At 68.7% G+C, this 14,110-nt stretch carries 13 protein-coding genes; 4 read left to right on the top strand and 9 right to left on the bottom strand.

What is annotated here, in order from left to right:
* Positions 1 to 10 precede the first annotated feature (10 nt).
* The 4 genes from NQV17_RS05300 to NQV17_RS05285 form a co-directional block, all read right to left on the bottom strand.
* Positions 11 to 871 carry a class I SAM-dependent methyltransferase gene (locus tag NQV17_RS05300; protein ID WP_257769712.1) on the bottom strand — a complete coding sequence of 287 codons (861 nt, stop codon included), beginning with the start codon at positions 869 to 871 and terminating at the stop codon, positions 11 to 13.
* A gap of 94 nt (positions 872 to 965) precedes the next feature.
* Positions 966 to 1,799, bottom strand: a complete 834-nt coding sequence (locus NQV17_RS05295) for an arylamine N-acetyltransferase (RefSeq protein WP_044843191.1) — start codon at positions 1,797 to 1,799, stop codon at positions 966 to 968.
* A gap of 117 nt (positions 1,800 to 1,916) precedes the next feature.
* Positions 1,917 to 2,609 carry a hypothetical protein gene (locus NQV17_RS05290; RefSeq protein WP_257769710.1) on the bottom strand — a complete coding sequence of 231 codons (693 nt, stop codon included), beginning with the start codon at positions 2,607 to 2,609 and terminating at the stop codon, positions 1,917 to 1,919.
* Positions 2,610 to 2,986: 377 nt separating this feature from the next.
* The gene (locus NQV17_RS05285) at positions 2,987 to 4,471 is read right to left on the bottom strand and encodes an amidase (RefSeq protein ID WP_257769699.1); all 1,485 of its coding nucleotides are present in this window, start codon (positions 4,469 to 4,471) and stop codon (positions 2,987 to 2,989) included.
* Between the two features lie 374 nt (positions 4,472 to 4,845).
* Here NQV17_RS05285 and NQV17_RS05280 point away from each other — a divergent pair, with 374 nt between their 5' ends.
* The 4 genes from NQV17_RS05280 (at position 4,846) to NQV17_RS05265 (ending at position 9,106) form a co-directional block, all read left to right on the top strand.
* Positions 4,846 to 5,280, top strand: a complete 435-nt coding sequence (locus tag NQV17_RS05280) for a universal stress protein (protein ID WP_044843188.1) — start codon at positions 4,846 to 4,848, stop codon at positions 5,278 to 5,280.
* Positions 5,281 to 5,763: 483 nt separating this feature from the next.
* Positions 5,764 to 6,012 carry an adhesin gene (locus NQV17_RS05275; protein WP_124520772.1) on the top strand — a complete coding sequence of 83 codons (249 nt, stop codon included), beginning with the start codon at positions 5,764 to 5,766 and terminating at the stop codon, positions 6,010 to 6,012.
* 467 nt (positions 6,013 to 6,479) lie between these two features.
* Positions 6,480 to 7,766, top strand: coding sequence for an Nramp family divalent metal transporter (locus tag NQV17_RS05270; protein WP_257769696.1), 1,287 nt, complete (start codon positions 6,480 to 6,482; stop codon positions 7,764 to 7,766).
* A gap of 104 nt (positions 7,767 to 7,870) precedes the next feature.
* On the top strand, positions 7,871 to 9,106 hold the full coding sequence (locus NQV17_RS05265; protein WP_257769684.1) for a DUF2252 domain-containing protein: 1,236 nt from the start codon (positions 7,871 to 7,873) through the stop codon (positions 9,104 to 9,106).
* A gap of 67 nt (positions 9,107 to 9,173) precedes the next feature.
* Here NQV17_RS05265 and NQV17_RS05260 read toward each other — a convergent pair whose 3' ends face one another.
* The 5 genes from NQV17_RS05260 to NQV17_RS05240 all read right to left on the bottom strand — a co-directional run bounded on the left by NQV17_RS05260 (position 9,174) and on the right by NQV17_RS05240 (position 14,094).
* Positions 9,174 to 9,575 carry a PPC domain-containing DNA-binding protein gene (locus tag NQV17_RS05260; RefSeq protein WP_124520778.1) on the bottom strand — a complete coding sequence of 134 codons (402 nt, stop codon included), beginning with the start codon at positions 9,573 to 9,575 and terminating at the stop codon, positions 9,174 to 9,176.
* Between the two features lie 160 nt (positions 9,576 to 9,735).
* Complete coding sequence (locus NQV17_RS05255; protein WP_257769681.1) at positions 9,736 to 10,287, bottom strand: GNAT family N-acetyltransferase; 552 nt, start codon at positions 10,285 to 10,287, stop codon at positions 9,736 to 9,738.
* Between the two features lie 164 nt (positions 10,288 to 10,451).
* Entirely contained in the window at positions 10,452 to 11,852 is a 1,401-nt protein-coding gene (locus NQV17_RS05250) for an MFS transporter (protein ID WP_257769679.1), read from the bottom strand.
* Positions 11,853 to 11,890: 38 nt separating this feature from the next.
* Positions 11,891 to 13,135 (bottom strand): NAD(P)/FAD-dependent oxidoreductase, encoded by a 1,245-nt coding sequence (locus NQV17_RS05245; RefSeq protein ID WP_257769669.1) that lies wholly within the window; start codon positions 13,133 to 13,135, stop codon positions 11,891 to 11,893.
* The gene (locus NQV17_RS05240; RefSeq protein ID WP_124520782.1) at positions 13,132 to 14,094 is read right to left on the bottom strand and encodes a VOC family protein; all 963 of its coding nucleotides are present in this window, start codon (positions 14,092 to 14,094) and stop codon (positions 13,132 to 13,134) included. Before NQV17_RS05240 ends, NQV17_RS05245 begins: the two co-directional genes overlap by 4 nt.
* Between the last annotated feature and the right edge of the window lie 16 nt (positions 14,095 to 14,110).

Genomic DNA, 14,110 nt, shown 5'->3' with positions numbered 1-14,110 from the left:
GGTCGCGACGTCACACCGTCGCGACCAGCAGCTCTTCCGCGTTGTCCGGCGGGCGCAGGCCGTCGGTCCGATCGGCGAAGTAGCGGCGCGTGAGATCCGCGGCCGACACATGCTCGGCCCGCGCGAAGCCGGCCCCGGTCGCGAGCGCGCGGATCTCCGCCGGCATGAAGAAGCTGATGAATGGCGTGCCGCTCGCGCGCGCGCCCATCGCGGCCATTTCGAGCGCCGGGCGCACGTCCGGATCGGCATGCTCGAGCGGCAGCAGGAACGTCATCGCGAACGTCGAGCCCGGCGCGAGCGACGCGACTTCGCGCAGCGCCGCCGCGTTCGCGTCGCGCGTCAGGTACATGCTGACGCCGGTGGACACGACGACCGCCGGCTTGCCTGCATCGAAGCCCGCGCGCACGAGCGCGTCGCGCCACGACTGCTTCGCTTCGAAATCGACCGGCACGAACCGCAGCCAGTCCGGCACGCCGAAGCCGAGCTCGGTCAGCCGGCGGCGCTTCCACGCCTGCGGCGCGGGCGGATCGACCTCGAAGACGGTCAGGCGCGACGCCATCTCGGGCCGGCGCTGCGCGAAGCTGTCGAGGCCCGCGCCGAGGATCACGTACTGGCTCACTCCCCGCGCGGCCTGCTCGACGACGAGATCCTCGATGAAGCGCGCCCGCGCGACGATCGACGCGCGAAACGGCCGCGTGAATTGCGGATCCATGTCGCCGCGCTGCTGCCAGCCGGGCGCCGGCGCGAGCAGGCGCAGTCCGGTTTCGTCCACGAGCACGTGCGGCGGCGCATCGAGCTCGACGTGCAGCGCGCGCCACAGCGCGACGCGCGCGGCGGTGCTGTCAGGGGCGTCCGGATGAAGGTCGGTCATCGTCTCGTCCTCATGCGCGCGGCTGGTGCGGCGCCTGCAGGCGCCACGCACGGCCGGCGGGATTGCATACGGTCATGTCGCGGCCCGCGACGCATTACATCGGGTTCGCCCGCGCCGCCACCCGCGCGAACAACGCGTCGAGGTCGAAGCCGGTCGTATCGATGCCGATCGTGTCGCGCAGGCACGCGCCCCACGCGGCCGCGTCGTCGAACGTGACGGTGCGCCCCGCGCCCGCCGCGTCGCGCAGCGTCAGCACGGTGTTGAACAGTGCCGCGCGGCCGTCCGGCAGCACGCGGCAGGCGATCAGGTCGTTGACGAAGATCGACTCGGGATAGGTCGACGTGAACCAGTTCGCGGCGTCGTAATCGATCCACTCGGCCGGCTTCAGCGAAAAGCGGTAAGTCGTCTGCCAGCCGTCGGGGATCTGGAACTGCATGTCGAATTCGCCGTCGACCGGCGCGTCGACGACGCGAAACGCCCCATGCGGCGTCAGCTGCCGCTCGCCCGGCACGAAGCGCAGCGGCGCGGTGAGCGTCGCGCTGCCGAAGCCGATGTCGGCGAGCCACGCCGCGCCGTCGAGATCAATGCGCAGCAGCATGTGGGTCTGCGCGGTGACGAGCTCGGGCGGCCGCATCCAGCGCACGCGCGCGATCAGCGGCGTCACGCGAAAGCCGATCGTCGTGAGCGCGGTGTAGAAGAGCTTGTTGAGTTCGAAGCAGTAGCCGCCGCGGCGGCGCCCGACCACCTTGTCGACGATCGCGGGCAGGTCGAGCGCGACGCGCGCGCCGGTCAGCGGATTGAGATTTTCGAACGGAATGGCCTGCGGCTGCAGCAGGTGCAGCCGTCGCAGCACGTCGAGCGTCGGCTCGGCCGGGCCGTCGTAGCCGATGCGGGCGAAGTAGCGCGAGAGGTCGAACGAGTCAGTCATGAACCGGCACCGGTAACGGGGAACACGCCACGATAGCATCGAGCGATATCCCCATGTTGCGCGGGGCCATCCCGGATCGCCGCGCGCGCTGCCGGCTCCGTAGCGGGTGCGGCCGCGTTACGGCAGCAGCTTCAGCGCGGACGACGCGACCGACGGCACCGTAATGCCCTGGCTCGTCGCGAACTGCACGGCCTGGCTGAGCGTCGACGCGAGCGACTGCAACTGGCCCGGCGCGCTTTGCGCGATATACGACGCGGCCTGCATGTTCTGCGGATTCAGGCCCGACTGCAGCAGCGATGCCGCGCTGGTCGAACCGAGATTACCGAGCCCCGACTGCAGCTGCGAGTACTGCGTCAGGCCCTGGCCGAGCGACGCCAGGCCGTTGCTGAACGCCTGCTTGTCGATCGGGCCGTGCGACGCCCCGCCGCTCGCGAACGCCTGGCCGAGCGCCTGCGACACCGACTGCTGCGCGCCGCCCATCTGCGACAGCGCGGCCGGCGTCAGCGCATTGCCGCCGCCGAGCAGGCCGGCGGCCTGCTGCGCCTGACCGGCCGCGCCGGTGAGCCCCATCGCCGACGCGAGCGACGACTGGCCGACCAGCACCTGCTGGTTCGCGCCAACGTACGCCTGCATCAACTGCGCGACGCCGCCCTGCGCGGGTGCGGCCTGCTGTTGCCCGCCGCCGAGCAGCGCCGAGCCGATCGACTGGAGGTCGAGTTGTGCATGGGCGGTGCCGTTCACGCCGAGCATGATGCCGAAGGCGATGCCCGCCGATGCCAGGTGCTTGCCCGTCGCGCGAATGTGCTTCATGTGTTTCCCTCGTGCCCGAATTTGTTTGAGGCCGATATTGTCGAAGCGCGCCGCGCGCCGCCGCAACGACTGAAACACATCGATACGAAATCGCCCGGCACGACCGTCGCCCGGCGCGCGGATTCATCCGGATTTGCCGCGCGATATCGGGCTGGCGTCGCGATTCGTTCCTGCACCGCGGCAATCCCGGCGACGCCCGGTATGCGCCGGCGCTGCGCCGGTGTCGGCCGGCGCTGTTGTGCGACAGCGTGATGCCCGGCGCACGAATGGCAGGATTAGCCGGCGCGTTTCGAGGTGTGGAAACGAACCGGGCGGCACGCGGCCGCCCGGTTCGTCACTTGCGTTCGGCGTGTGTCACCGGCCCGCCGGCCGTCGCATTACGCAGCCATCCAGCCCGGCAGCCGCCGGCCGACCCAGTCGGCCGCCTGCTCGTAGCCGCGCGCGAGCTGCAGCACGGCGAGATCCGCGCGCGGCCGGCCGATCAGCTGCATCCCCATCGGCAACCCCGCGTCGTTGAAGCCCACCGGCACGCTGATCACCGGGCAGCCGGCCAGCGTCCACGGCACGACCGTTTCCATCCAGCGGTGGTAGGTATCCATCGCGCGGCCCGCGATTTCCTGCGGCCAGCGCTGCTCGACGTCGAACGGGAACACCTGCGCGGTCGGCGCGGCGATGAAGTCGTAGCGATCGAAGAAGCCCAGCACGGCCTGGTGCCACGCGGTGCGCTCGACGCTCGCGTCGAACACCTCGGCCCCCTGCATCGCGAGCAGCCCTTCGACCTCGTAGATCGCCTCGGGCTTCAGCAGCGCACGCCGTGCCGGGTCGCGATAGTGCGCGAGCAGCCCGCCGCCGGACAGCAGGTGCCGATGCGCGAGCCATAGCCGCCAGATGCGCTCCGGTGCGAACGGCGGCAGCGCGGCATCGACGTCGCAGCCGATCTCGCGCAGCGTCGCGAGGCCCTGTTCGCACTGCGCGAGCACGCCCGGCTCGGTCGCGAGATAGCCGTTCCAGTCGCCGACCCACGCGATGCGCTTGCCGCGCAGGTCCGTGTCGAGCGGCTTCGCGAACACGGCCGGATCTTCCGCGAGCGACAGCGGATCGTTCGGGTCGTAGCCGGCCTGGATCGCGAGCAGCTGCGCGACGTCGCCGACCGTGCGGCCCATCGGCCCTTCGATGCCGAGCTGCTGCATGAACACGTCGACGCCCGGCCAGCGCGGCACGCGGCCCTGCGACGGACGCAAGCCGTAGATGTTGCAGAACGCGGCCGGATTGCGCAGCGAGCCGCCGAAGTCGCTGCCGTCCGCGACCGGCAGCATGCGCGCGGCCAGCGCCGCCGCCGTGCCGCCGCTGCTGCCGCCCGCGCTCTTCGTCAGGTCGTACGGATTGCGCGTCGCGCCGTGGATTTCGTTGAACGTATGCGAGCCGAGGCCGAACTCCGGCGTGTTGGTCTTGCCGATGAAGATCGCGCCCGCCGCGCGCATCCGGCCGACACCGACCGAATCGGCCTGCGGCACGTGATCGCGGAAGATCGGCGAGCCGTAGGTCGTGCGCAGCCCTTTCGTCATCGCGAGATCCTTCGGCGCCTGCGGCATCCCGTGCAGCCAGCCGTGGTACTCGCCGCGGGCGAGCGCCGCGTCCTTCTCCGCCGCCTCGGCGAGCAGCGTGGCGCGATCGCGCAGCGAAATCAACGCGTTCACCGCGCCGTTCACGCGCTCGATGTGATCGAGATACGCACGCATCGTCTCGACGCACGAGACCGCCTTGCCGCGGATCGCCGACGCGAGTTCGCCGGCCGACAGGCGCACGATCGGGTCGACGGTGATGGAAGCGGGTGCGAGAAGCTGCGGGGCGCCATGCGGCATGCGAGGTCTCCTGGAATCGGAATGGAATGGCGGGCCGCGGCGTGGCGGCGGTCCGTCCCGAACGGCCGGGATGGCGCCGGAGCCGGGAGAAGGCCGCGCCGCGGCCGACGCTCTACTCTACGCGACGCCGGATCGCCGACCTCCGATATTTTCCGCCGCGATTCATTGAGGATCCGACTAAATCGGCGCGGCCCGCCCCGCGCCGCCGCCCGGCCGGTCGGTGAAAACGTTTATGCGCATAAACTTAAATTTCTTATATTTCTAATAGGCGCGGCGGACGTTGACGACATTTTTACGCGGCCGCCCGATCTCTTTAGGTCGGTCGATCCGGCGCCGCGCTACGCTGCAAACATCTCGATTCCGGAGCATCTTCCATGCTCAAACTGCTGGTTCCGGTCGGCCATTCGCCGCGTTCGCTGCAGGCGGTCCGCCATGCGACCTTCCTGTATCGCGAACGCTGCGCGTCGGAAATCGTGCTGATCAACGTCCAGCCGCCGCTCGAAGCGACGCGGCTCGAGGCATTTCACTCGCTGTCGCGACTGCGCTCGATCGAGGACCAGTTCGCGTGCGACGATCTGGCGACGGCCGAGCGGGTGCTGCGGGAAGCCGGCGTCCGATACAGCGTCGTGAAGAAGGTCGGGCCGGTGGCCGACACGATCGCGGCCGTTGCGGCCGAGACGGGCTGCGACGAAATCGTCGTGGTCGCGCCGCGGCACGATCCGTTTCATCAGATGCTGTCGATGTTCGGTCGCAGCATGATGGGCCGCCTCGTGCGGATTTCGAACGTGCCGGTGACGGCGGTCAGATAAGCGGCACGCGGTGCGGCGCTCGCCGCTTACTTGATGACCTTGCGCCAGAACACGAGATAGGTCGCGGCGGACGATGCAACCAGCAGAATCGCCCACATCGGCGCGAGACTGATCAGGACGGACGATACGTTAAGCATTTGGATTCCTCACTAATTCGATAGCGATGTTCAATACGTACCCGCTGCATTCGGAGCCGCGGCGCCCATCGCCTGCCGCGCATCGCGTTCCGTTGAAACATGTATTCATGCTATCGCCGTGACCGTCGGCACGACCGTCTCGCCCTGCCCGCCGTCTGACATTCGTCAAAGTCGCGTCAATCGCGCGGCGATGCGGGCGGCCAACGTGCCTTTTCGTCGTCCGCACGGTAAAAACGGGACGCGATCAGCCGGGCTCGTCGCCATTTCTGCAGACGTTTACCGGGGGAAGCCCCAAGTGCTTCGAGAAACGTCTCCGCGTTACGCTTGAGCGACGAGGAGACGAACCATGAGACGAGTCGTACACATCGCTTTTTTCGCGCTGCTGGTCTATCTGATCGGCGATCGCGCGCTGCTGCATGCGCAAGGCCGCGACGCCAGCCCGACCGCCTGCTCGCAGGGCGCCGAGCAGGTGAAATACGCCGCGCTCGGCAAGGGCTTCGGCAGCGCGGCGGCCGACAGCCAGAGCGAAGCGTTCATGTCGAGCTGCCTCGTGTCCGGGCGCGGCAATCAGGACGTCGCGGTGGCGGCCCGTTGAGGCCGACCGGGCGCCGCGCCGGTCGCATGCGTGTCGCGGCGCCTGAGCACCAACTGTGATCCGTGGCGCCTTCCGAGGTTCTTTCGCTTGCCACCGGCGGCATTGGCTCGCCGGCAGCGGCAGTACGAATACGCCAACCATCCGACGATCGCGGCGACCGATGAGCGTTCGCCGCGACACGTCACGCACGTCGCAGCGATAGCGACTTGCGCGAATCGCTCGGCACCGTCCGTCGCTTCTCCAACTGGGTTCGGGTTCCCCCCGTCACGAGCACGCGAGCACGTCGTGCGCTCCCTGCCGTACCGCCGCTTCCCGCCCGTTAGCCGAGCGGGTTTTCCATCGCGTCAAGTTGCGTTCGGTTGCACCGCGTCTGGCGGCCGCATCCCGTAACCCGCCCGCCCCAGCCGCCCCTTCCTCCTGGGCATGCCAATTGCGACTCGATTGCCCCCTCCCCACGAGTCGCGATCATGAACGACAACGAGTCCCTCGATTCCGCGGAGCAGCGTCCGCGTGCCGCAACGTGGCTCCGCCGCCTCGGGCCGGGCCTCGTCACCGGTGCCGCGGACGACGATCCGTCCGGCATCGGCACGTACTCGCAGGCGGGCGCGCAGTTCGGCTTCGAATTGCTGTGGGCGCTCTTGCTGACGTATCCGCTGATGACGGCGATCCAGCTGGTCAGCGCGCGCATCGGCCGCGTGACGGGCAAGGGCCTCGCGTCGAACATGCGCACGCACTATCCGCCGTGGCTGCTCTACGTCACCGTCGTGCTGCTGATCGTCGCGAACGTGATCAACATCGCGGCCGACCTGTCGGCGATGGGCGCGGCGGTCAAGCTGCTGCTGCACGGCCCGCAAGAACTCTACGTCGTGTGCCTCGGCGGCGCATCGGCCCTGCTGCAGATCCTCGTGCCGTACGACCGCTACGCGCGCCTGCTCAAATGGACCGCGCTGATCCTGCTCGCCTACGTCGCCGTGGCGCTCATCGTGCCCGTCCCGTGGGGCGAGGTGGGCCGTGCGCTCGTGTTGCCGCGCGTCCAGTTGTCCGCCGCCTACCTGACCACGGTCATCGCCGTGCTCGGCACCACGATCAGCCCGTACCTGTTCTTCTGGCAGGCATCGCAGGAAGTCGAGGAGTTGCGCGCGGTGCCGAACCAGCAGTCGTTGCGGCACGCGCCTCACCAGGCCCCCGCGCAGCTGCGCCGGATCAACTTCGATACGTGGGTCGGGATGGGCGTGTCGAACGTCATCGCGTTCTTCATCACGCTGACGGCCGCGGCCACGCTGAACCTGCACCACATCGACGTGAAGACGTCGGCGGATGCCGCGCGGGCGCTCGAGCCGATCGGCGGGCACTTCGCGTACGTGCTGTTCGCGCTCGGGATCATCGGCACCGGCCTGCTGGCGCTGCCGGTCCTCGCGGGATCGGCCGCCTATGCGGCCGCGGGCACCTTCCGCTGGCGCAACAGCCTCGCGCTGCAATTCGGCGTCGCGCGCGAGTTCTATGCGGTCATCGCACTGGCGATCATCGGCGGCGTCGCGATCACGTTCATGCATTTCGACCCGATCCGCGCGCTCTACTGGAGTGCGGTCATCAACGGCGTGACCGCCGTGCCAATCATGGTCGTGATGATGCTGATGGCCCACAGCACGCGCATCATGGGCAAGTTCGCGATCACCGGCCTGCTGGCCTGGGGCGGCTGGCTCGCGACGTTCGCGATGGCGGTCGCGGCGTTGGGCGTGTTCGTACCGGGTTGAGCAGGTGGAGCCGCGCCGGCCGGCGCGGCGCCGGATACACCGACGTCACGCGAGCCGGCACACGCACCGGCGACGCATGCCGCGGAACAGAAGGAGAACGCATCGTGGCGAAGGAAGCATCGGGATCGGCACGGCTGCCGTCCAGCGACCAGCGCGCACAGATTCTCGCGCGCCTGCGCAGCCGCAAGATGGCGCGCTCGATACACACGTATACGCGCGGCAGCGCCGAGCGCTTCTACGCATGGCTCGCCGACCATCGCTCCGGCACCCTGCCCGACGGCCCCGCGGTGTGGATCGGCGGCGACTGCCATCTCGGCAATCTGGGGCCTGTCGCGGCGAAGACGGGCGAGGTTGCCGTGCAGATCCGCGATCTCGACCAGAGCGTGATCGGCAATCCCGTACACGACCTGCTGCGTCTCGGCTTCTCGCTCGCGACCGCGGCGCGCAGCTCCGATCTGCCCGGCATCATCACGTGGCGGATGGTCGAAGCGCTCATCGCCGGATACGAGCAGGCGTTCGACAGCCGGCACCGCGCCGAAACCGGTCACCTGCAACGCCCAACCGCGATCAAGATCGCGATGAAGGCGGCGCTGCACCGATCGTGGCGCAAGCTCGACCGGCAGACGATCCAGAACGTCACGCCGCGCATTCCGCTCGGCAAACGCTTCTGGCCGTTGTCCGAGCGCGAGCGGAGCGCCATCCACGCGCTGTTCGAATCCACGCTGGATTCACCGATCGGCGCGGCACTCAGCCGCGCGCCACACCGCGACGCGAGGATGAAGGTGCTCGACGCCGCCTTCTGGGTAAAGGGATGCAGCTCGCTCGGACGGCGCCGCTTCGCGGTCATGCTCGATATCGACGACGCGTGTTCCGACGGCCATCCGCCGTATCTGATCGACATCAAGGAGGCCGCGGCGGCGAAGGCCCCGAAGGATCCCGGCGTGCGCATGCCGCGCGATCCCGCGCAACGGGTGCTCGAAGGCGCGCGGCACGTATCGCCGATGCTGGGCAGCCGGATGTGCGCGGCACGCCTCGACGGATGCCCCGTCGTCATACGCGAATTGATGCCGCAGGATCTGAAACTGGACGCGGAACGGATGTCGGAGGCCGATGCGGTCAAAGTCGCGCGCTATCTGGCGCTGGTGATCGGCAGCGCGCATGCCGCGCAGATGGACCACACGACGCAACGCGCGTGGCGCAGCGAGTTGCGGCGCCAGCACCCGAAGACGGCCGACGCGCCGTCATGGCTGTGGCGAAGCATCATCGAACTGATGGTCGCACACGAAGAGGCGTATCTCGAACATTGCCGGCGCCATGTGGTCGGCAAGACGGCCCGTTGAATCGTCGCCGCCGGTCGTGCGCCGTTGCGATGGACGCACGATCGTGAACGGCTCGGTCCGCGCGATCTCAGTCTTTCGCCGGACGGACCACCAGCTCGTTGAACCCGGTGAGCGCATCGTGCTCGCGGGAAAAACGATGCGCGGGCAACGATACGAGCAGGATCTCGGCGGTCGTGCGCACCACGCAGCCGCTCGCGACGTGGCCGCCCGAGACGCGGCCGTGCGCGTCGGACACCGCCATGTGCAGGTGCGCGCCGTCCGGCGAGACCGAACCGGCTAGCGTGAGGATCTCGAGATCCCCACGCAGCTCGGTCGGCGCAGCGACGCCGGCATAGCGCAGCTGCGCGACGTTCAGGCTGCCGATGCCCTGGATCACGAATGCTGCATGCGCGTCGAGTCGACGCAACGCCTGCTCGATCGACGCGCGCAGATCGTCGCCGGGGGAAAGACGCAGAGGATGGGCTTGCATGGGCGGTAACCTGCTGATGGAGTCGGGTGTAGGCAAAGCGTACGTTCGACACGGCAATCCGGCAAGCCGCCAGCCGGATCGGCCGCCGCGCCTGCGTCGCGACCACGGGAACGATGCCGATGCGTCATTCGTTCGCACGGGACACGCCGCGTCACCCGCATCACCCGCGACGATCGCGCGCGAGCAACCCGTACAGCGCGCTGTCCGACACCTCGTCGCCGACGATCCAGCGTTCGCGCAGCACGCCTTCCCTGACGAACCCGAGCCGTTCGAGCAGCGCGGCCGATGCGACATTCCGCGGATCGATGTCGGCCTCGATGCGGTTCAGGCTCAGCGTGCCGAACGCATGCTCGACGACCGCCGACGCGGCCTCGCGCATATAGCCGCCGCGCCAGTAGCGGCGCCGCAGGCTGAAGCCGATTTCCGCACGCCGGCATTGCTCGTGCGCATGAAACAGCACGCATTCGCCGAGCACGTCGCCGGTGTCCCGCGCTTCGAGCACGCAGACGAGATCCTGGCCGCTGGCGGTCGTTGCGAGGTTGCGCGCGACGCGCTCGGCGGCCTGCCGCCAATCCGTGAGCGGCGCGAACGACGCATAGCGCATCGCCTGCGCATCGGACCAGAGGTCGAAGAACGCGTGAGCGTCCGTGTCGCGAAGCGGACGCAGGACGAGTCGGGACGTATGCAGCGTGACGGGTTCGAACAAGGGCATCGCGGCGGCCGGGGAAAAAACGCAAGCATGAATTAGAACACGCTATCCGGAGGCCGGCCATCGCGTGTGTTCGCGCTGTCCGCCACGCACGATCCGCTGCCCGAAACGAAAAAGCCCGGACACATCGTCCGGGCCTTCCACATCGCCTTTGCCGCGCGCCGCGCTTATGCCTCGAGCGCTTCGAGCACCTTCCCCTTCGTCTCGATCCCGACGAAATGAACGGTCACGGCGGCGATCAGCGGCACGATGCCGATCAAGTAGAACGCCGGCGCGAGATTGCCGCCGATGATCGCGTGCGGCACGATCATCGGCGCGGCGAACGACGCAATCTTCAGCCACGCGCTGCCGAGCCCGCAGCCCGACGCGCGGATGCTCGTCGGATACTGTTCCGGCGTATAGACGTACGCGGTGATGAAGCCCGATGCCATCAGCCCCAGCGACAGCGAGCAGAAGGTCGCGACGACATACACCGACGACGCGTGGTAGATGCCCGCGAACGCCAGCGACAGCGCGCACAGCACGAACGACCACACGATCACCGGCTTGCGGCCGAGCTTGTCGACCAGCAGCGCGGACGCGAGCGAACCGAGCACGCCCATCACCGAGCCGATCACCGCGAGATTCAACGCGAGCTGCAGCGGCGCGTGATAGAAGTTCTTGTAGATCGTCGGCAGCCACGTGGACAGCCCGTACTGGATGAACCCGCAGGTCGCCCACAGCGTCGCCACCGCGAGCGTGCGCTTGCGATATGCGGCGCTGAACAGGTCGCTCATCCGGCGCTTCGGGTGCTGGCGCACCATCTCGTCGTACGCGGCCACCTGCGTGACCGGCGGCAGTTCGCCGCGCACCGACGCTTCGAACGCGCCGACCGCGCGCCCGGCTTCCGGGAGACGCCCGCGCGACGCGAGCCAGCGCGGCGATTCCGGCACCAGACGCGTGAGCACCAGCGCGAGGATCAGCGGCAGCCCGCCGACGAAGTACATGATCTCCCAGCCGAACCGCGGCACGAGCCACGCGCCGAGCGCCATCGATACCAGCAGGCCGATCGGGAACACGATTTCGTACAGCAGCACGAAGCGGCCGCGGCCGTGCGCGCGCGTGATTTCGTTGATGTACGTCGCCGCGACCGGCAGCTCGCCACCGAGGCCGAGCCCCTGCAGGATCCGCAGCAGCACGAACACCTCGAACGTCGGCGCGAAGCCGCACGCGATACTCGTGATGCCGATCACGGCCGAGCTCCACGCGATCGCCTTCACGCGGCCATGCTTCTCCGCGAGCGCGGGAAACAGGAATGCGCCGATCAGCTGGCCGATCGCGCCGGACGCGATCAGCATGCCGATCTGCGTCGGCGACAGCCCCCACTTGTGAATCAGCAGCGGCAGCGTCGCCGCGATCGTGATCACGTCGAAGCCGTCGAAGAACGTCGCGGTGCCGATCAGCACGCGCGCGCGGATCTGCATCGCGTTGGCCGGAAGCCGCTCGAGCCGCGCGATGATCGCGCCGGGCGTGGAGGCGGCAGCTTCCATCGTGGCCCTGCCGGCCACGACGTTGTCGAAAGTGCTCATGCGGGGTGTCTCCTGGGTCTTTGTACCGGTCTCGCCGGTCAGGCAAGCGCTTTGGTCGTGTCCGCCAGGGCTTCCGTGTCCACTGCCCGGCCCTGGTTCATCCACTTGCGTGCGAGCTTGAGCTCGCGTGCGTTGTTGATGGCGATGACACCTCTCACATGCCCATCGCCCACGAAAAACAGCGTCGCGCGTCGCGCGGCGAGATCGCCGCGCACGACGAGCTGCGCATCGGCCGGCAGATCGCCGAGGATCTGCAAGTTCACGTCGTATTGATCGGACCAGAACCACGGAATCTCGGCGTAAGGCGCGCGCACGCCGAGCACGGCCTTCGCGGCCGCGATCGCCTGGTTCTGCGCGTTCGCCCACGATTCGAGCCGCACGCGCCGCTTCAGCCAGCCGTTGTGATGGTTCGCGACGTCGCCGCACGCGAAGATCGCCGGATCGCTGGTCGCGCCGAATTCGTCGACCACGATGCCGTCGTCGACTGCGAGGCCCGCGTCGCTCGCGAGTGTCGCGTTCAGCGCGAGGCCGATGCCGGCCACCGCGAAATCGGCGTCGATCGTCGTGCCGTCCGCAAGCGTCGCGCGCACCTTCGATGCGTCGTCCGGCTGCGCGTCGAGCGACGCGAGCGCCGCGCCGAGCCGCACGTCGACACCGTTCGCGCGATGCAGGTCGAGCAGGAAGTCCGACACGACCTGCGGCACCGAGCGGCCGCACAGCCGCGGCGCGCCTTCGACGACCACCGCTTCGACGCCGAGCTTGCGCGCGGTCGCCGCGACCTCCAGGCCGATCCAGCCGCCGCCGATCACGAGTACACGCCGGCTCGCGCGCAGCTTCTCGCCGAGCGCGGCCGCTTCGTCGAGCGTGCGCAGGTAATGCAGATTCGGTGTCCTGACGATTGATTCAGGCAAGCGGCGCGACGTTCCGCCGGTCGCGATCACGAGGCGGTCGTATTCGATCTCGCGGCCGCTTTCGGTCTTCACCACGCGGCGCGCACGGTCGATCGACACCGCGCGTTCCGGCTGCCACGCCTCGACGTTCAGCGCGTCGAATTCGTCCGGGCGCACGACGCGCACGGTCTCGATATCGGCGTCGCCGGCCAGCACGGCCTTCGACAGCGGCGGACGCTCGTACGGCAGGTGCGGCTCGTCGGCGATCATCACGAGGCTGCCCGCGAAGCCTTCCGCGCGCAGCGTCTTCAGCACCCAGCCGGCGGCCTGGCCGCCGCCGATCACGACGACCGTGCGAGGCGCGGCCGATTCCTGCGTGTTTGCTTCGCTCATGATTTGCGCTCCGTCATGAACTTGCCTTCCGGCGCCTTCGCATTCTTCTGCCGGCGCGTGTTGCCGTCGAGGCCGCCGTCGACGGCCCATTCGGCGAACACGGTCGGGCCCGGTTCGAATTCGCGCGGCTGCCATTCGGGCGTCAGCACGTCTTCGTCCGCGTAGTACTCGATCAGCGCGCCGGCAGGGTTCTGGAAGTACCAGAAATACGCGGACGACACCGGATGACGCCCCGGGCCGAGCTGCGTTTCCCAGCCGCAGCGGTCGATGTGCATGCCGCCGCCGAACACTTCGTGGATGTCGCGCACGGTGAACGCGACGTGGTTCAGGCCGCGCTTGCCATTGGGTAGCGCGAGCAGGAACAGGTCGTGGTGGCCGCCGTGCGGCGCGCAGCGCATGAACGCGCCGCGGCCCGGATAGCGGTCCGACGTCTCGAAGCCGAGCAGTTCGTGATAGAACTTCTCCTGCGCGTCGAGGCAGTTCGTGAAGAACACGACGTGGCCCACCTCGACCGGCTCGGCGCGCGCATAGATTGGACTCGGCTGGTCCACCCGCGCCGTCCGGCCCCACACGTTCGACGGCGAGCCGGTGATGTCGAGCGCGCGCTTGCGCGTCACCTCGATGCGGATCGCCATCCCGTTCGGATCGATGCAGCCGACCGCATCGTCCTGCGCGTAATAGCCGGGCTGGCCGGCCAGCTTCGTGCGCAGCGCGTCGACTTCCTGCTGCGTCGCGACGCCCCACGTGACTTCACGCAGCGTCGGGCCCGCTTCGAACGCGGGCGGCAGCGACGGATCGTCGGCCTTGACGACCAGCACGGTGCAGCCGTTCAGCGTCTCGAAACGTGCGCGCGTGTCGTCGTGCGCGACTTCCTTCAGGCCCCAGTCGGCGAAAAAGCGCCGGCACGTCGCGAGGTCGTCGACACCGTACGTGATCTGCTCGATACCCAAGATGCTCATTGCGTCATTCCCCTTC

Origin of the sequence: Burkholderia sp. SCN-KJ (assembly GCF_024656005.1) — a bacterium.
Taxonomy (GTDB): domain Bacteria; phylum Pseudomonadota; class Gammaproteobacteria; order Burkholderiales; family Burkholderiaceae; genus Burkholderia.
This window is presented reverse-complemented; position numbering and strand designations above follow the sequence as displayed.